Genomic DNA, 24,740 nt, shown 5'->3' with positions numbered 1-24,740 from the left:
TTTCATATCTTACCTTTTTTAACACTCTCATTCCAAAAGAAAAAAGCAGAAAACATCTGTTTTCTGCTTCTGCCTTCAATCTTCATCTTTTACGTCCATATCTTCAGGGATAGGCTCATTTAGGTATTCTTCAATTTGTTTTTTGTACTTTTCCATTTGCTCTAAATGGGTGTTGAACTGCTCTTTATTTAATAAGTAGTTTTCACCATCAAATATAGCTCGTACTTTTCCTTCTTGAATCAATTTCTGCACATATTCTTCAGGAAAAGATAGATACTCTGCTGCTTCTTTTATCGTTAAATACATCCTGCTCCACCTTTTATACGTTGTAGTGTACTTCTTCTGTAGCTTTAACCATTAGCTCATACTGACGCAAGCTCAGCTGGAATAATGTTAAAGGATCATAGTAAGCTTCAGGATTGGCTTTCATATGGCTTAACACGTCTTGATTTTCATTAATATGCGCCTGTGTTTCTTCAATCGTTTCTTTTAAAACCTCTTTTGGCTTTTCAAAGAATAGTTCAATATCAACTTCTAAATTTTTCTCAAATAAATTAAATTGCATAAAAAACTTTGCCAGCATTGATTCTGTGATATCTTGATAGTCTTGACTTTCAATGTACTTTTTATATTGATTATAAAGCAGCGTTTGGTTTTGAAGAATGGAAGAAAACAGTTTTCCTGCTCCTTTTAACAAGAGTTGCGTTGGATTAACGCGAAGTAAAATATTTTCTTCATCCAGCTGAACCCGATTAGCCATACGATTAACGTCGCGGCGCCAGTCGTCCAGTACTTTAAAATCGCAGGCTAACGTTAATTTTTGCTCATTGTACATCTTATTTAATGACTCTGCTACTTCTTCAATATCTACTTGACTCGCAATCAGCTCTTCATTTGATGTAGCAATCCAGTCCTTTAAAGAAATGCGGAACTTGGGCAGAACATCTTGCTGCAAGTGCTCTTCCACGCGCATATTCATTTGTTTATTCAGCTCAATATGAACCGTACTAAAATCACTGTCTTCCTTCACTAATTCTGAAGACTTTTTGAGTAAACGAGGAATTTTATTTTTTAGCTTTTTGCTAATATCCTCTTTGATGCCGTGATAAGCCGAAACAATACTACTCGCTTTTTCTTGTTCTAAGTCATCCACTCGATGCAAGAAGCCATTTAATCGCACAAGCATATCTTCGTTCCATTTAATGCTTTCAATCAAATGATTTTCTGTTTGATTTCTCTTCTCCACTAAGCTCTTTAGCATACTTTGAATGAAGAACAGCAGTCTGCGCGCACGTTCTTCTACTCCAACGTCGTTTGGATCGTAATAGAAATTAGCTTTAATAAACTGAGCCAAGTCTCCGTGGTGCTGACTCGATACGTAGTGAGGCGTATAGGCTAATACATGTGCCTGCGGGAAATCAGCTCCAATGCTTGCTTCAAATTCTTTTGTAATTCGCTCAATCGTTGCTTGATTATAAAGACTGTCCATATTGTTGATGACAAAATGAACTGGCGTATTTGGCGCATGCTCTTTAATCTCCAGCAATAATTCTCTTTCTTCATCAAGCAGCGATTCTTTTGCATCAAGCACAAACAGTAAACCATCTGCTAAAGGAGCATATTTAAATGCATCCTGCTCACGTGCCTCTTGTTCTGTAAAGCTTGGCGTAACAATGCATGAACAATTATGCTTATCAAGGAACGCAAAAGGTTTTTTCACTTCTACAAGCACCTGGTGAAGAGATTGCTCCGCTCCGTCAATCGTTTCCATCGGAATGATTTCTTGATCAGCGATTTGCTGGACAGATTCTTCCTCATCATGAATGAATACAAAGGTTGTTTCGTGATTTTGCGGTACCTTTTCTTCTGTAATCGATCCCACAAATGAAGACGTTGCAGCATTTGTTCCTGTAATTAATAAGTGTGTCGTATGAGCATCTAATAAAAAATCTACCCACCATTTAAAGGTGTGCCCCACTTCTAAACCATTTTCATTAGCCCATTTAATAATCCCATGGCAAAGCTTGTAGTGATATTCAAGACCGTCAATGTCGTTACGCGCCTCAAAAATTAATCTGCCTGCATTTTCGATTGTAATAGTATCAATAGTTGACGGAAACTTTTCATTCCATGAAAGCACGGCCGCAGACGGAAATAACGCACGTGACTTATTGGTAATTTTAAGCCAGTTTGTTAATACGTTCGGAATGACTTCATGCAATTCCTTTACAGAATGATCACTTTCCATCAAGTCGGTATACGTCTCTTGATAAAGAGTTGAAATCTCTTGCCAATAATCATAGAGGCCCACTTCAATATTCAAGAAAATATCATTGATGGTTTTAATCCAAGCAAGATAAGGAGGCTGGCTCTTATATTGTTTCCATAAAGCTGAGACAAGCTGTTTGAAATACACTTGATCCACTTTGTAAAATGCAATCATCACTTGATAAAAATAGTTAGGGATAAAGTTTGCTGTATATCCTTTATCTACGTAAGTCTTTAATACCGCAAACCAATTTAACGATTCTGTCCGAATACACTCATCTACCGCAAGCTCTACTGCGCTGTTAAAGTCTTCTTGCTCTTCATAAAATCTGCGTGCAATCGCCGTGACGTTTGGATAATCCGGCTGAGAAGCAACCAGCTCGTTAATGACTTCATAAGCTCGTTCAATATTGTTATGGTCCGTATAAAGCGAAAACAGCTTTAGCGCTATTTCAGCTTTTAATACTTTTGAATCCGTTTCGATGGATAGGTAAAGCTCTTCAGCTAGCGTAGACAACCCCAATTCATAATGCGCGTCGGCTGTATTTTTCTTCGCCCACAGCTTAAATTCACCATTTACATTCTCCCACTTAAAAATCGCGGACTCAAAATCTTGATTATGGAAGTACACTTCTCCCTGGGCTAAGCGAACGAGCGATAAGTCGTACCACTCTTTTTGCTGCTCTTCGTAATAAGCTTGTCCAAGGACCTTTACAGGCGGCTGATTTTCATTTTCTTGTATAAACGTTTCGTAATATTTCTTTTTCGTTAACTGATATTCTACCGTCATATAGTCTCTCCTTTTTGATGTCAATATTTTATGTACTCTATCAAATTCCCTTTTTTATACTTTTCATACACAATATTTTCTTAATCATATTTTACGCAAAAAAAGCCTCAAGAACTACTCTTAAGGCTTTTTTTATAACTTTTATACTATAAAAATGGCTATTTATCATAAATGGGGGCTGAAATAACAAATATATTAATAGGCATCCCGTCGAAACAGCCCCATTACTTCTACCGTTTCCGTAATATTTACGAAAGCTTCAGGATCCACCGATTGAATTAACTGCTTGAGGTTTGCAAGCTCATAGCGTGAAATCACCGTCATTAATATTTTACGGTCTTCTCTTGAATAAGCTCCTTCACCGTTCATTAACGTTACGCCGCGCACCAAATTCGTAAGAAGCTGCTGCTTCATTTCTTCGCCTTTTCTCGTAATAATGGTTAACGTGAGCTTAATATGACGAGTATGAATCGCATCCACTACTTTTCCTGTGACGAAAATCGAAAGCATCGTATATAAAGCCGCGTCCCAATTCACAAAAAAACCTGAAACAAATACAACCACGGCATTCATCGCTGATAATATAGCACCAAGCGGAAATTCTTTTTTATGCGTAAGAAGCATCGCAATAATATCAAATCCACCTGTCGAAGCTGACTGACGAAAAACAAACCCTACGCCAATTCCAGTTAAAACTCCTCCAAAAACAGCTGACAGAATAGGATCTGTACTAACAGCTCTCAAGGGAATCACGTATAAAGCAATTGATAAAGCCACAACGGACAGCAGCGTATGTAAAACAAACCGCTTTCCTAACTTCATAAAACCAATAATTAAAAGGGGTAAATTCAACAAAAAATTCATTGTTCCCGTGCTTGCAGGCGTTAAAATTCCTATAATCATAGCAATACCGCTAATCCCGCTGCTTAACACTTTATGGGGGATTAAAAACCAATTGTATGCAAATCCAATTAACACAGAACCTGCTATAATAGCAATTGCTCTATACATGATGTCCCTTCACCTCTTACTACAAATATAATGTTTTCATTTATTGCTTCTTTATTATAATTCCTAAAATATTGAAAACCTTAAAAAAAGTATATTCAGAAATTTGCTGTGTTGGTGGGGTGGACAAACGGCAAAATAAAACGGACATAACGGCAATTAGCTCTTTTATATCGAGCTTTATCTGCTTTTGGTATGAGCACTCTAACTTTGTCTTTTTCTTGCTTATTCAAAATAAAAAGCTGCTATCTTTACTAAGATAGCAGCTTTGATGAAGAGTTATTTTAATTTTAAGACCGCCACATTCTCTACATGTGTCGTATGCGGAAACATATCAACAGGCTGAACTTCAACCGTCTCATATCCGCCTTTTTCTAAAATAGCTAGGTCACGTGCAAGAGTTGCTGGTCCGCATGAAACATAGACAACTTTTTTCGGCTTCATGTCAATGATGGTATTCAATAGAGCTTCATCGCATCCTTTTCGCGGCGGATCTACGACGATGACGTCCGCTTTGATGCCTTGTTTGTACCAGTTTGGAATGACGACTTCTGCTTCGCCTACTTCAAATTCAGCGTTGTGAATCCCGTTTAGCTCAGCGTTGCGCTTTGCATCTTCAATCGCTTCAGGCACGATTTCAACGCCATATACTTTTTTCGCTTTTTGAGCGAGAAATAATGAGATTGTTCCGATTCCACAGTAGGCATCAATTACCGTTTCTTCTCCTGTTAAATCTGCATACTCAAGCGCTTTGTCATAAAGCACTTTCGTTTGCTTAGGGTTTACTTGGTAGAATGATTTTGCTGAAATGGCAAATTTAACGTCACCGATATAGTCGTAAATATATTCTTCTCCCCAAAGTACGTTCGTTTGGTTCCCTAAAATGACGTTAGTGCGCCTGCTGTTTACGTTTTGAACAATTGATTTCACGCTGGGTACGGCTTCGATAATGTCTTCTATAATACGCTTTTTGTTTGGCAGCTCAGCTGTACGAGTCACAATTACAACCATAATTTCACCCGTTACAAGTCCGTAGCGCGCCATGATATGACGAAGTGAGCCTTTATGTTTTTGTTCCTGGTAAGCAGAAACGCCATGCTTTTCACAGATTGATTTGACAGCTTGAACAACATCATCATTTGCCTGCTGCTGAATCAAACAGGCATCCATATTAATGATGTCGTGGCTTCGCTGCTGATAAAACCCAGCGACCAACCCGCCTTCTCGTTCTGCTACGGGAACTTGAGCTTTGTTTCGATAGCGCCAAGGATCGTTCATTCCTAGCGTCGAATGTACCGGAACGTCGGGTAAATGACCAATTCGCGCCATGACGTCTTTTACTTGCTTTTGTTTAAATTGCAGCTGTCCTTCATAGCTTACATGCTGCAGCTGACAGCCTCCGCACTGCTTGTAGACCGGACAAGGTGCTTCAACACGCTGTTCACTAATTGTATGGTGCTTGATAAGCTTGCCAAACGCATAGCCTTTTTTTACTTTAATGACTTTTACTTGGCCGCTTTCGCCGGGCAGCGCATTTTGAACGAAAACAGGAAATCCGTTCACTTTCGCTACACCCGCTCCGTCATGCGTTAAATCTTCAAACGCAACATCTATATATTCATTTTTTTCTACAGGTGGTTTTAATTTTTCCATTTATCGTTACATCCTTTTAGTCATTTGAAAATGCTGAACTGATTGTACCATAAGAGCGAAAGCCAAACAAAGAAAAGCATGAAAAAAGATCGCAATTAGGCGATCTCATTTTTTTCCATCAATTCAGCTGTTGCTTTTGGAACAAAGATTTCTACATGGCGATATAAGTTTACAAATTCCCCAGGCAATAATCCGCCGTACTCGCCATCTAGATTTAACTGCATCTTATCATTTGTATGAATTTTAACACGGTTCGCTTTTGTGTAGATAATATGAGGATCATTGATGTGTTCTCCTCGCAGCGCAAGTGTCGCAATTCGAATAAACTCAGCTAAATTTGCTTTTTTTAAAATAATTAAATCAAACATGCCGTCATCTAAAGAAGAATCTGGTGCCAGCTTTTCAAAACCGCCGACTGAGTTCGTTAAGGAAACGAGGAAGAACATAATCTCGCCGCCAAAGAATTTTCCGTCATACTCAATTTCAACAGATGTTGGTTTAATAGAAGGAAGCATTTCCATGCCTTTTAAATAGTAAGCTAGCTGTCCAAGCATTGTTTTTAACTTGCTTGGCACTTCATATGTTAATTCAGTTAAACGGCCGCCTCCGGCGATATTTACAAAGTAATGCGTTTCTCCGTCGTTTGTTACACAGCCCAAGTCAATTGGCTTTGTTACGCCTTCTACAATGACATCAATAGCGCCTTCAATCGTGCGCGGCACATTAATGGCACGAGCAAAGTCATTGGTTGTTCCAACAGGAATAATACCTAGCTGCGGGCGATAGTCTTGTCCGGCAATACCGTTTACGACTTCATTGATGGTACCGTCTCCACCGGCTGCAATTACAACGTCAAAACGACGTTCTACCGCTACTTTAGCAGCTTCTGTTGCATCACCAGCACAAGTTGTAGCATGACAAGATGTTTCGTAGCCTGCTTGCTCTAGCTTTTGCAAGACTTCCGGTAAGTTTTTCTTAAAAATTTCACGGCCCGATGTCGGGTTATAAATAATTCTCGCTCTTTTCATATTCATCATCCTAATAATGATAATTTGTCACAAATCTTTGCCTACTTTTATCAGTGAAAGAATGCCCCCTCACATTACATCATCAACAAGAGGGGGCATGAACAAACATATTATAAAGAAATTAACCTTGATATACAATATTCACGTTTCGGTTTTTATTCATACCTTCAGCGCGATCGCCCTTACTCATAATAAATGTGAGATGGATATCCACCTCACATTTAGTTATCAAATTTAGCGTTTATTAATTTCTTCTAAAAGAATTTTATTAACCATCGGTGGGTTCGCTTGGCCTTTTGAAGCTTTCATAATTTGACCAACTAAGAAGCCAATTGCACGATCCTTACCGTTTTTGAAATCTTCAATAGATTGAGGGTTTGCATCTAATGCATCTGTTACGAATTTACGTAAAGTTGCATCATCAGAAATTTGTACAAGACCTTTTTCTTTTACAATTTTCTTTGCATCTCCGCCATTTTCAATTAATTCTTTGAATACTTTTTTCGCAATTTTAGACGAAATTGTACCTTCTTGAATTAATTGAATCATACCAGCTAGACCTTCAGGTGTTAAGGCTACATCTGAAAGTTCTTTTTGGTTTGAGTTTAAGTAAGCAGAAACTTCACCCATTAACCAGTTAGAAGATAGCTTCGCGTCTCCGCCTGCAGCAAGTGTTGCTTCAAAGAAATCAGACATTTCTTTTGTTAGCGTTAATACCATTGCATCATAAGCAGGTAAGCCAAGCTCTTCTACATAGCGCTTTTTACGAGCATCTGGAAGTTCAGGAATCGAAGCACGAACGCGTTCTTTCCACTCTTCGTCAATGTGTAATTCTAATAAGTCAGGCTCTGGGAAGTAGCGGTAGTCGTCAGATCCTTCTTTTACACGCATTAGAATTGTTTCGCCCGTAGACTCGTCAAAACGGCGTGTTTCTTGCTCGATTAAGCCACCAGACAATAACACTTTTTCTTGACGAATTTCTTCGTGTTCAAGACCGCGGCGCACGTAGTTAAATGAGTTTAAGTTCTTTAACTCAGCTTTTGTACCGAACTCTTCTTGTCCAACTGGACGTAAAGAAATATTGGCATCACAGCGAAGTGAACCTTCTTCCATTTTACAATCAGATACGCCTGTATATTGAATAATTGATTTTAATTTTTCTAAATAAGCATATGCTTCTTCAGGAGAACGCATATCTGCCTCTGATACAATCTCAATTAGAGGTGTACCTTGACGGTTGAAGTCTACTAGTGAATAGCCATCGCCTGTATGCGTTAACTTACCAGCATCTTCTTCTAAATGAAGTCGGTTGATACGAATACGCTTCGTTTCACCTTTAACTTCTACTTCAATCCAACCGTTCTCGCCAATTGGTTTATCAAATTGAGAGATTTGATAAGCTTTTGGGTTATCCGGATAAAAATAGTTTTTACGGTCAAACTTTGTATCTGTTGCGATTTCACAGTTTAGCGCAAGCGCTGCTTTCATTGCAAAATCAACTGCTTCTTTGTTTAACACAGGTAATACTCCAGGATAACCTAAGTCAATTACACTTGTATTAGCATTTGGAGCCGCACCAAATGCGTTTGGACTTGCTGAGAAAATTTTAGATTTTGTCTTAAGCTCAACGTGTACTTCAAGACCAATAATCGTTTCAAAGTTCATCTTTATCTCACCCCTTACAGTGCTGGTTTCGCTTTATGATGCTCAGTTGCTTGTTCGAATGCATGAGCAACACGATAAATTGTGCTTTCGTCGAAATGCTTACCGATAATTTGTAACCCTAATGGCAATCCATTTGATAAGCCGCAAGGCACAGAAATACCAGGTACTCCAGCAAGGTTTACTGGGATTGTTAAAATATCGTTTGCATACATTGTTAATGGATCGTCTGTTTTCTCACCAATTTTGAATGATGGAGTTGGTGTAGTTGGTCCAATGATAACGTCATAGTTTTCAAATACAGACTCAAAGTCTTGCTTAATTAACGTACGTACTTGCTGTGCTTTTTTGTAGTAAGCATCATAATAACCAGAGCTTAACGCAAACGTTCCAAGCATGATACGGCGTTTTACTTCGTTTCCAAAGCCTTCACTTCGAGACTGCTTGTACATTTCGATTAAGTTCTCAGCATTATCTGTACGGTATCCGTAGCGAACGCCGTCAAAACGAGATAAGTTAGCAGACGCTTCAGAAGAAGATAATAGATAATACGTAGCTAATGCGTATTTAGAGTGTGGAAGCGATACTTCTTCCCAAGTTGCGCCTAGTCCTTCTAACACTTTTAGTGCATCTAAAACAGACTGGCGAGCTTCTTCGCCCACACCTTCGCCTAAGTATTCTTTCGGAACAGCAATTTTAAGACCTTTTACGTCACCTGTTAAAGCAGATACATAATCCGGTACATCAACATTAGCAGAAGTAGAATCCATTGGGTCTACGCCTGAAATTGCTTGAAGTAAGTATGCATTATCTTCAACAGAATTTGTGATTGGTCCGATTTGATCTAAAGAAGATGCAAATGCCACTAATCCGTAACGAGATACGCGACCATACGTTGGTTTTAATCCGACAACACCGCAATAAGCAGCTGGCTGACGAATTGAACCACCTGTATCAGAACCTAAAGAAAACGGAACTTCGCCTGCTGCTACAGCTGCAGCTGAACCACCGCTAGATCCACCTGGTACGTAATCTAAATTCCATGGGTTGCGCGTTAACTGAAGACCTGAGTTTTCAGTTGAAGAACCCATTGCGAATTCATCCATATTTAATTTACCGATTGTTACCGCTTCAGCTGCCTGCAATTTTTGAACAACTGTTGCATCATAAATCGGATCAAAGTTTGCTAGAATTTTACTAGAACAAGTTGTACGTAAATCTTTTGTGACAATATTATCTTTTACACCGATTGGCATACCAAATAATAGGCCAAATTCATCTTTTGTTTGTAGTGCTTCATCTAGCTCTTTTGCATAAGCACGAGCATTGTCTTCATTAAGCGCTAAGAACGCACCTACTTTATCATCTACTTCATTAATACGTTTATATGATTCGTCTACTAAATCTTGTACACGTACTTCTTTCTTGTGTAAAAGGCTATGTAGTTCTGAAAGTTTACGATCGAATAAAGACATCGTAAAGCCTCCTTCCTTATTCTAAAATAGTTGGTACTCGAATGTAGCCATCCTTGTGGTCTGGCGCATTTTTTACTACGTCTTCAATTGGTAAACCTTTAGCTGGCTTATCTTCACGCATTACGTTTTTCATATCCAATACGTGAGAAGTTGGTTTTACATTTGTAGTATCTAACTCATCTAATTGTTCTGCATATGTAATAATAGCATCTAATTGTTTTGTAAATAATTCTGCTTCGTCATCCGTCACCGCAAGTCTCGCTAAGTTTGCAACGTGTTTTACTTGATCAACAGAAATTCTTGACATGTTCCTTCACCTCCGAATATTCGTCCCACTACAATATACTGATAATACCAAACTTCACTAGCAACAGGCAACATTTCTGAGACTAGTTCCTAAAATATTAAAAACCCCGCCAGGCAAGACAGGGCTTACATTTATCACTTCTATTTTATACCAAATCTATTTCATTCAAACAACATTCCATACTTTTCCTTCGTCATAAAATATTTCTCTCTTGCATAGGTATAAAATAACCTTCTTTTTAGAAAAGATAGATAGAAAGAGAAACATGCTTCAGGTGAACACACCACCATGTTTTAATTTCACTAGTCTTTGGGAAAGTAAAGAAAACGAATAACTACTTTACCGTAAAAGAGGTGCTATAAAAATTGAATAAAATACTTATACAGTCAGTCATCCACCAGCGCCCTGTGTATCAACAAAGCGGAAGATGGTTTGTATTAGATGAAGAATTCAAGTGGGATTTGTCCACCTTGCAAAAAGATGTTTTTGCTTGTTTAAATAAAGCCTTTCATATTCCTATAATTTTTTGTGATTCATGCGAAGCCAATAAAATTGTCTCTGCTCTTGGAGAAGAAGAAGCAGAATATCTGCAGTTTGCATCAGGCGTTTACTGGCGAGAAGTCGGCATTATATTTATTTTTAAATTTGATGACTATCTTCCGCTTATTGAAACGATCTTTCACGAGCTGCGCCACTATATTCAAGACCACATCCCTTATTATCAGAAAGAATTTGAGCTGGATAAAAAGCGCCCGTATGAAGAGCGGACAACCGAACAAGATGCATTTGCATTTGCTGCTTATTATCTTGCTAAGTTTAAAAGACAAAATTTTCACGCCATTCCTTCATAGGAGGCAATTTCATAGAATTAAAAAAAGACACTGCTTGAGCAGTGTCTTTTTTGCTTACTCTTCGTAAATATGAACGAACGGCTTGTCTTCATCCGCTTTTCTAACAATGAGAGCTTCCGGTCCGCTTACTGAGTTAATAGAGATACTCGTTTCCATATATGAAGGGAAATGATCAAGCATTAAACCAGCAACGTACTGAGTAAATCCTACAATTTCACCTTTTCCGTAAAATTGTACGGGAATATCAATGGTCATTTTTTGAAGCTGTCCATCTTTGTAATACCCTTTCCCTACTACGCTTGTAAAGTTCGGGAAGTAGTCTTCGATTTGCGCTTTAAACTCATCAAATTTCATCGCATCGTCTCGGTGATCTTTTGTTGCATCTGATGATGGGAATAAATAATATTTCTCGTCTAAATCATCCCAGCTGCCAACGGCCGTATCGTTTGAACCTGCATTTCCTACAGCCATAAAGTTACCTGGCGTTAAAGAGGCCTTAGCACTTTGTTTAAATAACGCTACTCGAATTGGAACGTTTTCTAAGCCCTTGATATTACGCATACGCTGCACAATTTCATCGGCCATCTTTTTGCCTTGCTCTTCAATATTTTTATCAGTTAGCTGTTTTTCACGAGCATAGCCATTTTCTTCTGTATAATAATGAACAGAATTCATCGCCAGGCCGATTGTGACGCCTCCAAGTTTCACCTTGTCGTCTCCGTCTTGAATAAGGTAGTCTTGCTCAGTAATGTTCGCTAAGTACATTGGGCTTGTTTCGTTACGAGTTTTCAAATCGCCTTTTTCCGTATCGATTGGATTTAACCCATTGTTTTTAAGCTTCTTTTTCGCCGTAGCATCTTTTGTTTTGCTTTGAAGATCTTTAAACTGTTTATCACTCAGCTTACGGCTTAACCATGAGCGAATAGTATCTTTATCAAGGTACTGGCCTTCTTGATACACATATTTTTTCGGAGAATAGCTATCTGTCGATAAGCGCATTAAGCCTGTTTCAAATTCTTGCGCATCCAAGCGGTTGTTTAAGTTTGCTGCTACTAAGCCTCTTGCCACTCCCGCTTTAAATGGAAGAATTGTTCGGTAATAATCATCTGAAATACTATACTTCGGAATAACTGCTTTTTCTTTCTTGTTGTTGGTTTGTTGAACAGTCTCTTTATCGTCCGAAAGATTCGGTGCACACGCTGAAGTTACAAGCATGACCGCAAGAGAAAGTAACAATATCTTTTTCAACTACACACACCTCTTATTTATTTAATTCCGTAAGTAGCCTTGCCTCATCCCATACTTCAATTTCAAGCTCGTTAGCTTTTGTCAGTTTGGAACCAGCCTCTTCCCCTGCCACAACAAGGTCTGTCTTTTTACTTACGCTTCCTGTGACTTTACCGCCAAGTGCTTCAATTTGTGCTTTTGCCTCATTGCGAGATAGCTGTTCAAGCTTACCTGTTAATACAACGGTTTTACCAGCAAAAACAGAATCTACATTTTCTACACTTACAAGTTTGGGTCCTTTGTATGTAAGGTTTACTCCATACTCTTTTAATTCATGTATAAGTTCTTGAACCTCTTCTTGTGTAAAGTAAGCGACAATAGCATCAGCCATTTTGGCACCAATTTCATTAATTGCCACTAATTCATCATACGTTGCTTTTGTTAACTTGTCTATGGTTTCAAAGTGCTGAGCTAACGTCTTTGCAGCTTTTGCTCCGACATGGCGAATGCCCAAACCAAAAAGCAAACGCTCAAGCGAATTTTCTTTCGATGCTTCGATGGCCGCAATCAAATTATCAGCAGATTTCTCACCCATGCGCTCAAGCTCGATTAACTGCTGTTTTGTCAGCGTATAAATATCCGCTACATCTTTAATTAACTGTTCGCGAAATAATTGCGATATAACTTTTTCACCAAGTCCATCAATGTTCATCGCATTGCGGGACACAAAATGAATAAGTCCTTCACGAATTTGAGCAGGACAGCTTGGATTAATGCAGCGAAGCGCAACTTCTCCTTCTAAACGCACCAGTTCACTTTCACATTCCGGGCAGTGAGTAGGCATCGTAAACTCTTGCTCTTCTCCCGTTCGCTTCTCCTCAATCACATTCACTACCTCAGGAATAATATCTCCTGCTTTTTTCACTACGACATAATCTCCGATGCGAATGTCTTTTTCACGAATCAAATCTTCATTGTGAAGAGACGCACGCTGTACCGTCGTACCTGCTACTTGAACCGGCTCCAAAATAGCTGTTGGCGTAATGACACCTGTCCGGCCTACCGTCAGCTCAATATTTACAAGCTTGGTTACAACTTCTTCAGCAGGAAACTTATAAGCAATAGCCCAGCGTGGACTTTTGGCCGTTGTTCCAAGCTCAGCCTGCTGATCAAATGAATCTACTTTTACAACAATGCCATCAATATCATAAGATAGTTCTGGACGTTGCGTCTGCCAGCTTTCGATGTAAGCAATCACATCATCAATGGTTTCACATGTCTGTCTTTCTCTATTTGTTTTAAAACCAAGCTCATCGAGTAAATTCAAACTTTCGCTGTGAGAGTCGATTTCTAATTCTCCTGTATCAGTCATGGCATATACAAAGATATCTAAATTACGTTTTGCCGCAATTTTAGGATCTAGCTGACGCAGTGAGCCTGCAGCTGCGTTACGTGGGTTAGCAAACGGAACTTCATCCCTTTCCATTTTTGCTTTATTAAGTGCTTCGAATGATTTTCTCGGCATAAATGCTTCTCCGCGAACTTCCATTGATAACGGTTCTTTAATTCGCAGTGGAATAGAGCGAATTGTTTTTAAGTTTTCAGTAATATTTTCACCAGTCGTACCGTCTCCGCGCGTAGCCCCCAGCACTAAGTATCCATCTTCATAGCGAAGAGATACAGCAAGGCCGTCAATTTTAAGTTCGCATACATAAGAAAACTCATCTCCAACGGCTTGGCGCACTCGGCGATCAAAATCCCGAAGGTCTTCTTCATTAAATGCATTTCCTAAACTTAGCATAGACGTTTGATGCTGAACCTTCTCAAACGCATCGAGCACTTGGCCGCCGATGCGCTGAGTAGGTGAGTCAGCTGTTTTTAATTCTGGAAATGATTCTTCTATCTCAATTAACTCATTCATTAATTTATCGTATTCTGCATCTGGAACAGATGGCTGATCTAACACATAATATTCATAGCCATATTGATTTAATAAGTCACGTAATTCTTGAACGCGTGATTTTGCTGTCTCAAACTCCATATTCTAGCTCCTTTTCACGATTACACTTTCGTAACCGGGGCAAATTTAGCAAGCAGTCTTTTTACACCTGTAGGACTAGGAAAAGCAATGTCTAATTCTTTTGAATCTCCTTCTCCTTTTACACTTACAACTGTACCAATTCCCCATTTTTTATGCTCGGCCTTATCTCCAACGCTCCATCCAATTGATTCACTGCCTGTTGACACAAGCTTCGTTTTTGCCACGGCCGCTTGTCGGCGCGCTGCAAACGACGAAGCTGAAGCCCCTGAACGACCAGCAGCAGGTTTGCGCATTGCTTCATTTAAAGATTCCACAAGCTCGCTTGGGATTTCTCCAATGAAGCGCGATTTTGGATTAACGTTTGTTTTACCAAATAGTGTGCGCATTTGAGCATTTAATAAATACAATTCTTGTTCAGCACGTGTAATCCCTACGTAGGCTAAGCGTCGTTCCTCTTCCATTTCATTATCTTCGAATAATGATCGGCTATGAGGGAATACGCCTTCTTCCATACCCATTAGAAAAACAACCGGGAACTCTAGACCTTTTGCCGAGTGAAGCGTCATCAGAATCACTTGTTCGTTCTCTTCTTCTTCCTCGTCGTCAAGCTTATCGATATCAGCAACAAGTGCTAAATCGGTTAAAAATGCTACTAAGCTTTTATCTTCACTTGCTTCTTCAAACGTTTTTGTGACAGATAAAAACTCATCAATATTCTCTAAGCGGCTTTGTGCTTCAATTGTTTTTTCCACTTTAAGCGCTTCACGGTATCCTGTTCTTTCTAATACTTGTTCCACAAGCTCTGTAACAGACATATAGTCTTGCATTTGAGCTAAGTTCGAAATCATCGATTGGAAATCACGAAGGGCTTTTGTTGCTTTGCCTGTTAACCCCATTAATTCTACTTCATCCAGCGCTTTGAAAATAGAAATGTCATGAACGTTTCCGTAATTGGCCACTTTATCGACTGAAGTAGCTCCAACTCCGCGCTTTGGAACGTTCACAATACGAGCTAAGCTAATGTCATCATCTTGGTTGGCAATTAAGCGCAAGTACGCAAGCAAATCTTTAATCTCTTTGCGGTCGTAGAACTTAATGCCGCCGACAATTGTATAATTAATATTGGATTTTAACAGCACTTCCTCCATCACACGAGACTGTGCATTTGTACGATACAAAATGGCAAAATCACTGTATTTACGCTTTCCGCTGTCTACTGCTTCTTTAATTTTACGTGCTACAAACTGTGCTTCATCATGCTCACTCATTGCTTGGTAATGATAAATCTTCTGACCTTCATCGTTTTCCGTCCATAAGTTTTTCACTTTACGATTCATATTGTTTGCGATGACGCCGTTTGCCGCAGCCAAAATCGTTTTAGTTGAACGATAATTTTGTTCAAGCAAAATGGTTTTGGCTTTTGGGTAATCTTTTTCAAATGACAAGATATTTGTAATATCAGCCCCGCGCCAGCGGTAAATAGACTGATCTGAATCCCCTACTACGCATACATTTTCAAATCTTGCAGCTAGCAAGCGAACCAGCATATACTGTGCATGGTTTGTATCTTGATACTCGTCCACATGAATATATTGAAACTTGCGCTGATAGTAAGTTAACACTTCAGGAACTCGTTTAAATAGCTGAATCGTTGTCATAATCAAATCATCAAAATCGAGCGCTTGGTTTTTCTTTAAACGCTTTTCATACTCTTTGTAGACTTTGCTTACAACTTCTTCATATGGTCCCGCTGCTGTTTTATCAAATTCTTCCGCTACTTTCAGTTCATTTTTAGCTGAACTAATGCTTCCTAATAACGAGCGCGGATCGAATTTTTTTGGATCGATGTTTTGATCTTTTAAAATATTTTTAATAACGGACAGCTGATCCGTTGAATCTAAAATCGTAAAGTTACGATTAAAGCCAATACGATCAATATCTCTTCGTAAAATACGCACGCACATCGAGTGGAACGTTGAAATCCAGATATCTTCTGCCACTCCTCCAACGATACTTGCCACACGCTCTCTCATTTCACGAGCTGCTTTGTTTGTAAAGGTAATGGCTAAAATACTCCAAGGTGCAACTTCTTTTTCTGCCATTAAAAACGCAATTCGATGCGTTAATACACGTGTTTTTCCACTTCCTGCACCGGCCATAAGTAATAGTGGTCCGTCTGTTGTTTTAACTGCCTCTTGCTGCTGAGGGTTTAATCCTGTTAATAATTTTCCACTTAAAAAATTCACGTTTTCACCGCCTATATCGAACGTATATTCTCTATTCTACTTTATTTATTTTTCACTGTGCAATATTCTTTTTTACTGCTTTTACAGTTTTTAACGCTTCCGATAAATTTGTATAAATAACATTTCCTACAAGAACCGTATCGGCTAGCTCTCCCATCTCACTCGCTTGCTCTTTTGTCTCAATACCTCCCCCGTAAAATAACTTCGTCTCATTTAGCGAATTTTTTACTTCTGCCACTAATGCAGGGTCTCCATATTTTCCGCTGTATTCTAGATAAAAAACGGGCAAATGAAACATGCGTTCAGCCATACGAGCATACGCTACAACGTCTTCTGCGTTCAAATCAGTTTTCGCTTCCGTTAGCGCAGCTACTTTTGCTTCGGGGTTAAGTACGCAGTATCCTTCTACAAAAATTTCATCCCAGTCCATGATCTCTCCGTATTCCTTCATCGCCGCGTGATGTAAATCAACAATCCACTTTGGATCCTTGCTGTTTAAAACGGTCGGAATAAAATAAGAATCAAAACCAGGTGTTACAGAGTCAATTGTTGATACTTCAAGCGCACACGGCACCGTGTAGCGGCGAATCCGCATTAACAGCTGCAGTACATTGTCTAGAGTCACTCCATCAGATCCTCCGACAAGAACCGCATCCGTGCCGGATTCGCAAATTTTCTCCAAATCTGCATCTGAAATCTCTTTATTAGGATCTAATTTAAAGACATGTCTCCACTCTTTAATATCATACATATATGTTCCTCCATTTCTTTACACTTAAAAGTTCGCGCTCGTCCATTTGTTCATTATAACAAAACTAAGAGGGTGAAATGAAAGGAAAACCGAACTTTTCATCACGTTTTTTGTTTTCAAAAAATATGTATAAAAGATATGGTTTTATCCTCAAATTTCGGAAGAAAACCTCACAAAAAAATCCCATTTTGCACAAGGTTATTGTTTCTCTGCATAGGATATGCTAATATATAGCTACTAAAATTCATATGATATACGCTGAAGGATCAATAGTACTTAAATCCTCTTCACAAAGCGAACTAGGGACGGTGGGAGCCTAGAGAATGGTTTAAGGAAAAGGCAATCTGGAGTATATACAGACGAAGGTGGATACATTTTGTATCAACCAGGGTGGAACCGCGGGAAAAACTCTCGTCCCTGGGCATATTGTTGATATGCCCAGGGACGAGAGTTTTTTTTGTACCCGCTCTTTTTGTTTCGCTTGAATCACTACCATTTACAGGAGGAATTAGAATGTCAAAAACAATGGATCAAATCGTATCTCACGCTAAACACCGCGGCTTTGTATTTCAAGGATCTGAAATTTACGGCGGTCTTGCAAATACATGGGATTACGGCCCGCTTGGCGTAGAATTAAAAAACAATATTAAAAAAGCATGGTGGAAAAAATTCATTCAAGAATCTCCATACAACGTTGGTTTAGACGCTGCGATTTTAATGAATCCAAAAACATGGGAAGCTTCTGGTCACTTAGGAAACTTTAATGACCCAATGATCGACTGTAAGGATTGTAAAGCTCGTCATCGTGCCGATAAATTAATTGAAGAAAAACTTCAAGAAAAAGGTATTGAAATGATCGTAGACGGCCTTTCATTTGATGCAATGGCTGACTTAATTAAAGAACATGAAATTACATGTCCTGAGTGTGGTTCAGCTAACTTCACTGAAATTCGTCAATTTAACTTAATGTTCAAAACGCACCAAGGTGTAACTGAAACATCAACAAATGAAATTTACCTTCGTCCTGAAACAGCTCAAGGTATTTTCGTAAACTTTAAAAACGTTCAGCGCTCAATGCGTAAAAAGCTTCCGTTCGGTATTGGCCAAGTAGGTAAAAGCTTCCGTAACGAAATTACACCTGGTAACTTCACATTCCGTACTCGTGAATTTGAACAAATGGAACTTGAATTCTTCTGTAAACCAGGCACTGAATTAGAGTGGTTTAACTACTGGAAAGAAACATGTAACAAATGGCTTCTTTCTCTTGGTATGAAAGAAGAAAACGTTCGTCTTCGCGACCATGATGATGATGAACTTTCTCACTACAGCAATGCAACAACAGACTTTGAATACAAGTTCCCATTCGGCTGGGGAGAACTATGGGGCGTAGCTTCTCGTACAGACTATGACTTAAAGCAGCATATGGAACACTCTGGAGAAGACTTCCAATATGTTGATCAAGAAACAAACGAACGCTATGTACCTTACTGCATCGAACCTTCTTTAGGCGCTGACCGTGTAACATTAGCTTATATGATTGATGCATATGAAGAAGAAACGTTAGAAGATGGCTCTTCTCGTACAGTTATGCAGCTTCACCCTGCTTTAGCACCATTTAAAGCTGCTGTATTGCCACTTTCTAAAAAGCTTTCTAACGAAGCTCGCGCTGTCTTTGAAGATTTAGCAAAATACTTTATGATTGACTATGATGATGCTGGTTCAATCGGTAAACGTTACCGTCGCCATGATGAAATCGGTACGCCGTTCTGTATTACATTCGACTTCGATTCATTAGAAGATAATCAAGTAACAATCCGTAACCGCGACACAATGGAACAAAAACGTGTAGCAATTAGCGACCTTAAAAATATCATTGAAGAAGCAACTCAATTTTAATTAAAAAATAAGCGTATGGCTGCTTCAGCCATACGCTTTACTTTTGATTTGAATCTTCTTGAAGGCGTTCTAACACCATTTGATACGCATCGCTTCCATAATTCAAGCAGCGTTTAACACGGGAAATAGTCGCTGTGCTTGCTCCAGTTTCCGTCTCAATTTTATGGTACGTGTTGCCTTCTCTCAGCATTCTTGCCACTTCTAAGCGCTGTGCTAATGATTGAATTTCATTAACTGTACATAGGTCATCAAAAAATTGATAGCATTCTTCAATGTTTTCTAATGATAAAATCGCTTGAAATAGCTGATCTAATTCTTTTCCTCGTAGTTTGTTGATTTGCATCGTATCGAACTCCTTTATCATTGGCTTTCTTTACTGGTTGTTTCTATCTATAAAATACAGTTTCTATATTTATTTGCACATACATTCATTCTGTATGAAGACAGCCAATTTCATACAAATTTCAAATTCCTTTGATACTTTTATATTTTAACGCATTATAGACGGAAAAAGTACTTTTTTATTCATAACATCATAAATTCCTACTGGCGTGATACGAATATAAGGCAAATGTGTAGACGAAAAGAACAGCAGTGAATAGACAGGATCATCGTGCTTGTATCCTCGCTCACCCAGCACTTTCTTGAGTTCTACCTCTCGTTTACTTAACTCCTCCATTGGCAGATTCGACATGACTCCTTTCAACGGAAGATCCAGTTCATATACTACTTTCTCATCTTCTGTAATGACAATACCGCCTCCAATTTCTTTCATACGTTTAAATGCACACATCATATCTTTTTTCGATTTTCCAATTAAAATAAAATCACCTGTATTTGAAAATGAACTCGCCAGTCCCGACACATTTGTCGCAAATCCTTTTAACAGTGTATTGATCCGCCACTTGCCTTCTCGGTCCACCAGCACTAAAAAGCTTTCATCATGATCAGAGGCTAATACATCTCCGCTCACATTCAAGTGAATTGAATACGGCTCCATAATAACAGCATTTTTCATTTTTACGCCTACTGGCATTGAAAATTGAAAATCATCCATCGTTAAATCAAAGTCCAACTTTAACGGTGAAAAACCAAACTTTCCCCAAGGAAATTCTGCTGAGGCTAATGCTTGTTCTTTTCCTTCTTTTTTCATCCACTTTCCTTTTGCTAGCACAGAGACCGGAGTAGGCCGCATAGGATCTTCTAAAATATTAATATTAGCCACACAGCCTGTTGCTACATGCCCGTGCAAATGTTCCATGTTATAATAGCGAGCAATATTTACAGACACCATATTATAAGCATCTAACACGGGAACCCCTTCTGAAATAGCTAATGTAATTAACATATCTGACACGCCATTTTGGTAAAAAGAAGGGGGAGAACCGTCTGTATTCATCGTAATATGGTCAAAATAATCTACCTGCAGCTCTTTTAACCCCTGCAGCAATTTTGGCAAATCCGGCCGAATTGAAGAGTGGCGCAAAGCAACGTCATAGCCTTGCGTTAACCGAGCAACAACATCTTCCCCCGTCATAGACTCATGATCGCTGTCTGCCCCGAGCAATTTCATTTTTGCCAAGGTAAATGCTGACGCCCCCGGGAAATGTCCTTCAATGTGCTTTCTCATCCGTTTTGTCTCTTGAACCCAGTGAAGCATTAAATCATCTCCGTCTAAAAGCTTCGGCCAACTTGTCAGTTCGCCTCCTTGTAAGACAGCTTCATTTTGTAGCCAAGAAGTAATGTTCGTATGTGAGAAGATGTCAGCCTCTTCATCAATTTCCGTCTGCGAATCAAATCTGCACCACCAGTACAGCGATTGTGGTAACGTTTTCATTTCTTCAATCAATGAAAATGCCGTTTTTTGTTCAAGCTGTAAAGCGAGAATTAAATTATCATTAAATAAAGTCGTTGTTCCGTGCTTGGCTGCATATTGGGAAAAAGTCTGGGGATTATATAACTGAAACGGGTGAACATGCGGCTCAATATACCCAGGAACCACATATTTATCACTGCAGTCTATAATCTCTGTAGAAGCGTCTGTGTGCTTAGGCATCTCTGAGCCAACGTATACAATACGATCTTGGTAAACCCAAATATGTGCTTTTTTCCACTGCTTCATTCGAGCGTTCAAATATGTTGCATCTTTTAAGACAATAGTTGGTGCTTTTTGACCGTTTAATACTAAGAGCTGCTGTCTAATATGTTTGCTTTTCCAGCGGTATCTTTGTTCCGGCATGCTAAATTCCCCCTAATTTACTATGTATTTTTATCGTAACACATCCGTGATGTAAACGCATTCAGAAACTGTTATTAATTTTATGAATAAAGGTGATAAAACATGAAACCAAATATCGGCATTGTTAACGCATTAATTCGACTTACACTGGGCTTTACCCTTCTTTCTTGGACAACATCTCGTTTATCTCGCAGACCGTACAAAGATTCATACATCTTCTTAGGGTTAATGGGAGCTTTAAAAGTTGCAGAAGGCATCACGCGTTTTTGCCCTCTTACGTACGCATATGATTCATGTCAAAAACATGATGAACATGAACACCATCCAAATGGAAATGAAGAAACGTATAATCCTTCATAAGGTAAAAAGGAGAGCCGGAGCTCTCCTTTTTTATTTTAAAGCTGCTTTTGTTAATGCACGATGGCCGATGTCTTTGCGGTAGAAAAAACCTTTTTCTACATCGATATGAGCCATTTGCTTGTATACTTCTTGCTGCGCTTCTTGAAGAGTTGCTCCTTTAGCACCTACTAATAGAACACGGCCGCCGTTTGAAACGTATGTGTCGTTTTCTAAAGCTGTACCAGCGTGGAAAACAAGCGAGTCTTCACTAATCGCATCCAATCCGTTAATTGGCGCACCCTTTTGATAATCTTCTGGGTAGCCTGCTGCTGCTAATACGATTCCGATAGCCGCTTCATCATCCCATTCAATTTCTACTTTTTCTTCTTTCAAAATGCGAAGAAGCACATCGACTAAATCGCTTTTCATACGCGGCAGTACAACCTGTGTTTCGGGATCTCCAAAACGCGCATTAAATTCAATAACTTTTGGTCCTTTTTGTGTTTGAATCAGACCAGCATATAGAATTCCTGTATACTCACAGCCTTCTTCAGCTAATCCTTTAGCCATTGGAAGTAAGATGTTTTCTACAGCCTCTTGTACTTCTGCATCACTGATTTGCGGAACAGGAGAGTAAGCTCCCATGCCTCCTGTGTTCGGTCCTTGATCGCCGTCAAAAGCACGCTTATGATCTTGTGCAATTACCATTGGATATACATTTGTACCGCGTACAAATGCCATTAATGAAAATTCTTCACCATCCAAAAATTCTTCTACAACTACTTTTGCGCTTGCTTCTTTAAATTTTTGGTCAACTAGAAAATCACGTAATGTATCTACAGCTTCTTCCACTGTTAAAGCAACAGTTACACCTTTACCAGCCGCTAAGCCGTCTGCTTTAATAACAATTGGAGCGCCTTGCTTTTCCACATATGCTTTTGCTTCCTCGTAAGACGTAAATGTTTCATACGCTGCGGTTGGAATATCATACTTTTTCATGAGCTCTTTTGCAAAGCTTTTGCTTCCTTCAATCATCGCTGCTTGTTTGCGCGGTCCAAAGACTGGAAGACCTTCTTGTTCAAATCGATCAACAATGCCTTCAATTAGCGGATTTTCTGGTCCAACAATTGTTAATCCGATCTTGTTTTCTTTTGCAAATAGCACAAGCTCTTCTTGGCTGCTTTCATCGATTGGTACAATCGTTGCCACATCTCTCATGCCCGGATTTCCTGGTGCTACAAACACTTCGTTAACAAGTAGACTTTTTGAAGCTTTCCATGCAATTGTATGCTCTCTTCCGCCTTTTCCAATAACTAAAACATTCACGTTCTTCACCTCATTAATGTTTAAAATGTCTTACGCCTGTAAATACCATTGCAATGCCGTATTCATCTGCTTTTGCAATTGACTCTTCATCACGAATTGATCCGCCTGGCTGAATAATAGCTGTGATTCCTGCTTTAGCTGCTGCTTCTACTGTGTCCCCCATTGGGAAGAACGCATCTGAACCTAAAGCTGAACCTTGTGCTTTTTCACCAGCTTGTTCAATCGCAATTTTTGCAGCGCCTACACGATTCATTTGACCAGCCCCTACGCCGATTGTCATGTCATCTTTTGCAAGTACAATAGCATTAGACTTAACATTTTTAACAACTTTCCATGCTAATTTTAAATCTGCCCACTCTTTTTCTGTTGGCTCGCGTTTCGTTGGGACAGTAATCGTTGCATCATCAAATCCGAACACATCTTCATCCTGAACAAGAACGCCGCCTTTTACAGATGTTAAGAAAGCTTCTTTTTCTGCTTTTTCATCAAGCTCTATCGTTAGTAAACGAAGGTTTTTCTTAGCTGTTAATATATCTAATGCTTCTTGATCGAACGCAGGAGCAATGATGATTTCTAAGAAAATTTCTTTTAACTGAATAGCCGTTTCACGATCGATAGGACGGTTAGCTGCTACGATGCCGCCAAAAATAGATGTAGGATCCGCTTCGTATGCTTTTTGATAAGCTTGAGCAATTGTTTCACCCACACCTACACCGCAAGGATTCATATGCTTGATCGCTACGATAGCCGGCTCTTTGAATTCTTTTACGATTTGAAGAGCTGCATTTGCATCGTTGATATTATTGTATGATAACTCTTTTCCATGCAGCTGCGTAGCTGTTGCAATAGAACCTTTTTGTGTTAACGGCTTTTTATAGAAAGAAGCTTGTTGGTGAGGATTTTCTCCGTATCGTAAGCCTTGAACACGCTCATACGTTACTGTTAATTTCTCAGGAGTTGTTTCACCTGTAATGTTTGTTAAGTATTCAGCGATTAATGCATCATAAGCTGCCGTATGACGGAATACTTTTGCTGCTAATCGTTGATTGGTTTCAAATGAAACATTGCCATCAGCTTTTAACTCTTCTACTACGGTTGCGTAATCGCTTGGATCTACTACAACTGAGACAGAACGATAGTTTTTCGCAGCTGAACGAAGCATTGTAGGTCCACCGATGTCAATATTCTCAATCGCTTCAGCAAGCGTTACATCCTCTTTTTCAATTGTCTTTTTAAATGGATATAAGTTTACAACTACAAAGTCGATTGGCGAGATATTATGCTCTTTCATTTGTGCTTGATGCTCTTCATTATCGCGTAACGCTAATAAAGCACCGTGAACGTTAGGATGCAATGTTTTTAAACGGCCGTCTAAAATTTCTGGGAAATCAGTTACTTCAGAAATTCCGATAACGTCAATGCCGTTTTCTTCTAGGGTACGCTTTGTACCGCCAGTTGAAATAATTTCTACTCCTAAGTCCTTTAATTCTTGTGCAAATGAAACAATACCTTCTTTATCAGATACGCTAATAAGTGCGCGTTTTGCTGTCATTTTGTAAACTCCTCCTGATCCGATCTCTCATTTAAAATCTTTCTTTCACTACTACTCTACCATAGTAAAGGATTAAAACTT

19 protein-coding genes are annotated in these 24,740 nt (G+C 39.1%); 3 read left to right on the top strand and 16 right to left on the bottom strand.

Translation table 11 applies throughout. The annotated features are described in order from the left end of the window. Positions 1 to 75: 75 nt before the first annotated feature. From Q5794_RS01535 to gatC, 8 genes are all read right to left on the bottom strand, one after another. Complete coding sequence (locus tag Q5794_RS01535) at positions 76 to 306, bottom strand: helix-turn-helix domain-containing protein (protein ID WP_013055062.1); 231 nt, start codon at positions 304 to 306, stop codon at positions 76 to 78. A 13-nt stretch (positions 307 to 319) separates the two neighbouring features. After that, positions 320 to 3,058 carry a GTPase domain-containing protein gene (locus Q5794_RS01530; protein WP_192997800.1) on the bottom strand — a complete coding sequence of 913 codons (2,739 nt, stop codon included), beginning with the start codon at positions 3,056 to 3,058 and terminating at the stop codon, positions 320 to 322. A gap of 195 nt (positions 3,059 to 3,253) precedes the next feature. Then, entirely contained in the window at positions 3,254 to 4,069 is an 816-nt protein-coding gene (locus tag Q5794_RS01525) for a YitT family protein (protein WP_013055060.1), read from the bottom strand. Positions 4,070 to 4,345: 276 nt separating this feature from the next. After that, positions 4,346 to 5,719 carry a 23S rRNA (uracil(1939)-C(5))-methyltransferase RlmD gene (gene rlmD, locus Q5794_RS01520; RefSeq protein WP_374988603.1) on the bottom strand — a complete coding sequence of 458 codons (1,374 nt, stop codon included), beginning with the start codon at positions 5,717 to 5,719 and terminating at the stop codon, positions 4,346 to 4,348. A gap of 95 nt (positions 5,720 to 5,814) precedes the next feature. Then, on the bottom strand, positions 5,815 to 6,747 hold the full coding sequence (locus Q5794_RS01515) for a diacylglycerol kinase (RefSeq protein ID WP_016762783.1): 933 nt from the start codon (positions 6,745 to 6,747) through the stop codon (positions 5,815 to 5,817). A 234-nt stretch (positions 6,748 to 6,981) separates the two neighbouring features. Continuing rightward, positions 6,982 to 8,412: an Asp-tRNA(Asn)/Glu-tRNA(Gln) amidotransferase subunit GatB gene (gene gatB / locus Q5794_RS01510; protein WP_013055057.1), complete on the bottom strand. Its 1,431-nt coding sequence runs from the start codon at positions 8,410 to 8,412 to the stop codon at positions 6,982 to 6,984. 14 nt (positions 8,413 to 8,426) lie between these two features. Further along, the gene (gatA, locus tag Q5794_RS01505) at positions 8,427 to 9,884 is read right to left on the bottom strand and encodes an Asp-tRNA(Asn)/Glu-tRNA(Gln) amidotransferase subunit GatA (protein ID WP_013055056.1); all 1,458 of its coding nucleotides are present in this window, start codon (positions 9,882 to 9,884) and stop codon (positions 8,427 to 8,429) included. A 16-nt stretch (positions 9,885 to 9,900) separates the two neighbouring features. Continuing rightward, positions 9,901 to 10,191, bottom strand: a complete 291-nt coding sequence (gene gatC / locus Q5794_RS01500) for an Asp-tRNA(Asn)/Glu-tRNA(Gln) amidotransferase subunit GatC (protein WP_013055055.1) — start codon at positions 10,189 to 10,191, stop codon at positions 9,901 to 9,903. A gap of 365 nt (positions 10,192 to 10,556) precedes the next feature. Here gatC and Q5794_RS01495 point away from each other — a divergent pair, with 365 nt between their 5' ends. Further along, on the top strand, positions 10,557 to 11,042 hold the full coding sequence (locus Q5794_RS01495; RefSeq protein WP_214987531.1) for a DUF3920 family protein: 486 nt from the start codon (positions 10,557 to 10,559) through the stop codon (positions 11,040 to 11,042). A 54-nt stretch (positions 11,043 to 11,096) separates the two neighbouring features. On the opposite strand, the gene Q5794_RS01490 is transcribed toward Q5794_RS01495, so the two are convergent. From Q5794_RS01490 to Q5794_RS01475, 4 genes are read right to left on the bottom strand one after another with little or no spacing between them, the layout of a single operon-like run. Then, positions 11,097 to 12,290: a CamS family sex pheromone protein gene (locus Q5794_RS01490; RefSeq protein ID WP_013055053.1), complete on the bottom strand. Its 1,194-nt coding sequence runs from the start codon at positions 12,288 to 12,290 to the stop codon at positions 11,097 to 11,099. Between the two features lie 13 nt (positions 12,291 to 12,303). After that, positions 12,304 to 14,310, bottom strand: coding sequence for an NAD-dependent DNA ligase LigA (ligA, locus tag Q5794_RS01485; RefSeq protein ID WP_374988602.1), 2,007 nt, complete (start codon positions 14,308 to 14,310; stop codon positions 12,304 to 12,306). A gap of 20 nt (positions 14,311 to 14,330) precedes the next feature. Continuing rightward, positions 14,331 to 16,556, bottom strand: a complete 2,226-nt coding sequence (gene pcrA, locus Q5794_RS01480) for a DNA helicase PcrA (RefSeq protein WP_374988601.1) — start codon at positions 16,554 to 16,556, stop codon at positions 14,331 to 14,333. Between the two features lie 52 nt (positions 16,557 to 16,608). Further along, the gene (locus Q5794_RS01475; RefSeq protein ID WP_374988600.1) at positions 16,609 to 17,307 is read right to left on the bottom strand and encodes a heptaprenylglyceryl phosphate synthase; all 699 of its coding nucleotides are present in this window, start codon (positions 17,305 to 17,307) and stop codon (positions 16,609 to 16,611) included. 513 nt (positions 17,308 to 17,820) lie between these two features. On the opposite strand from Q5794_RS01475, the gene Q5794_RS01470 reads away from it, so the two are divergent. Further along, on the top strand, positions 17,821 to 19,203 hold the full coding sequence (locus Q5794_RS01470; protein WP_013055049.1) for a glycine--tRNA ligase: 1,383 nt from the start codon (positions 17,821 to 17,823) through the stop codon (positions 19,201 to 19,203). A 37-nt stretch (positions 19,204 to 19,240) separates the two neighbouring features. Here Q5794_RS01470 and Q5794_RS01465 read toward each other — a convergent pair whose 3' ends face one another. After that, a complete protein-coding gene (locus Q5794_RS01465; RefSeq protein ID WP_013055048.1) occupies positions 19,241 to 19,546 on the bottom strand; it encodes a YerC/YecD family TrpR-related protein in 306 nt (101 codons plus the stop codon). A gap of 147 nt (positions 19,547 to 19,693) precedes the next feature. After that, complete coding sequence (locus tag Q5794_RS01460; protein WP_192997793.1) at positions 19,694 to 21,442, bottom strand: adenine deaminase C-terminal domain-containing protein; 1,749 nt, start codon at positions 21,440 to 21,442, stop codon at positions 19,694 to 19,696. Between the two features lie 102 nt (positions 21,443 to 21,544). Between Q5794_RS01460 and Q5794_RS01455 the strand changes: the two genes are divergently transcribed. Then, positions 21,545 to 21,802: a DUF2892 domain-containing protein gene (locus Q5794_RS01455; protein ID WP_016762773.1), complete on the top strand. Its 258-nt coding sequence runs from the start codon at positions 21,545 to 21,547 to the stop codon at positions 21,800 to 21,802. Between the two features lie 30 nt (positions 21,803 to 21,832). On the opposite strand, the gene purD is transcribed toward Q5794_RS01455, so the two are convergent. Together purD and purH are read right to left on the bottom strand one after the other, a co-directional pair. After that, complete coding sequence (gene purD / locus Q5794_RS01450; RefSeq protein ID WP_374988599.1) at positions 21,833 to 23,107, bottom strand: phosphoribosylamine--glycine ligase; 1,275 nt, start codon at positions 23,105 to 23,107, stop codon at positions 21,833 to 21,835. A 13-nt stretch (positions 23,108 to 23,120) separates the two neighbouring features. Next, positions 23,121 to 24,659 carry a bifunctional phosphoribosylaminoimidazolecarboxamide formyltransferase/IMP cyclohydrolase gene (purH, locus tag Q5794_RS01445; RefSeq protein ID WP_328249391.1) on the bottom strand — a complete coding sequence of 513 codons (1,539 nt, stop codon included), beginning with the start codon at positions 24,657 to 24,659 and terminating at the stop codon, positions 23,121 to 23,123. Positions 24,660 to 24,740: the final 81 nt, after the last annotated feature.

This window comes from Priestia megaterium (genome assembly GCF_041941685.1).
Lineage (GTDB): Bacteria > Bacillota > Bacilli > Bacillales > Bacillaceae_H > Priestia > Priestia megaterium_C.
This window is presented reverse-complemented; position numbering and strand designations above follow the sequence as displayed.

Bases quoted from the DNA above. Each gene is read 5' to 3' on its own strand.
- gatA (WP_013055056.1), bottom strand. From the start codon at position 9,884: ATGTCTTTATTCGATCGTAAACTTTCAGAACTACATAGCCTTTTACAC.
- gatB (WP_013055057.1), bottom strand. From the start codon at position 8,412: ATGAACTTTGAAACGATTATTGGTCTTGAAGTACACGTTGAGCTTAAG.
- Q5794_RS01460 (WP_192997793.1), bottom strand. From the start codon at position 21,442: ATGCCGGAACAAAGATACCGCTGGAAAAGCAAACATATTAGACAGCAG.
- Q5794_RS01455 (WP_016762773.1), top strand. From the start codon at position 21,545: ATGAAACCAAATATCGGCATTGTTAACGCATTAATTCGACTTACACTG.
- Q5794_RS01475 (WP_374988600.1), bottom strand. From the start codon at position 17,307: ATGTATGATATTAAAGAGTGGAGACATGTCTTTAAATTAGATCCTAAT.
- Q5794_RS01535 (WP_013055062.1), bottom strand. From the start codon at position 306: ATGTATTTAACGATAAAAGAAGCAGCAGAGTATCTATCTTTTCCTGAA.
- Q5794_RS01515 (WP_016762783.1), bottom strand. From the start codon at position 6,747: ATGAAAAGAGCGAGAATTATTTATAACCCGACATCGGGCCGTGAAATT.
- ligA (WP_374988602.1), bottom strand. From the start codon at position 14,310: ATGGAGTTTGAGACAGCAAAATCACGCGTTCAAGAATTACGTGACTTA.
- purH (WP_328249391.1), bottom strand. From the start codon at position 24,659: ATGACAGCAAAACGCGCACTTATTAGCGTATCTGATAAAGAAGGTATT.
- Q5794_RS01525 (WP_013055060.1), bottom strand. From the start codon at position 4,069: ATGTATAGAGCAATTGCTATTATAGCAGGTTCTGTGTTAATTGGATTT.
- Q5794_RS01530 (WP_192997800.1), bottom strand. From the start codon at position 3,058: ATGACGGTAGAATATCAGTTAACGAAAAAGAAATATTACGAAACGTTT.
- rlmD (WP_374988603.1), bottom strand. From the start codon at position 5,719: ATGGAAAAATTAAAACCACCTGTAGAAAAAAATGAATATATAGATGTT.
- Q5794_RS01470 (WP_013055049.1), top strand. From the start codon at position 17,821: ATGTCAAAAACAATGGATCAAATCGTATCTCACGCTAAACACCGCGGC.
- gatC (WP_013055055.1), bottom strand. From the start codon at position 10,191: ATGTCAAGAATTTCTGTTGATCAAGTAAAACACGTTGCAAACTTAGCG.
- Q5794_RS01465 (WP_013055048.1), bottom strand. From the start codon at position 19,546: ATGCAAATCAACAAACTACGAGGAAAAGAATTAGATCAGCTATTTCAA.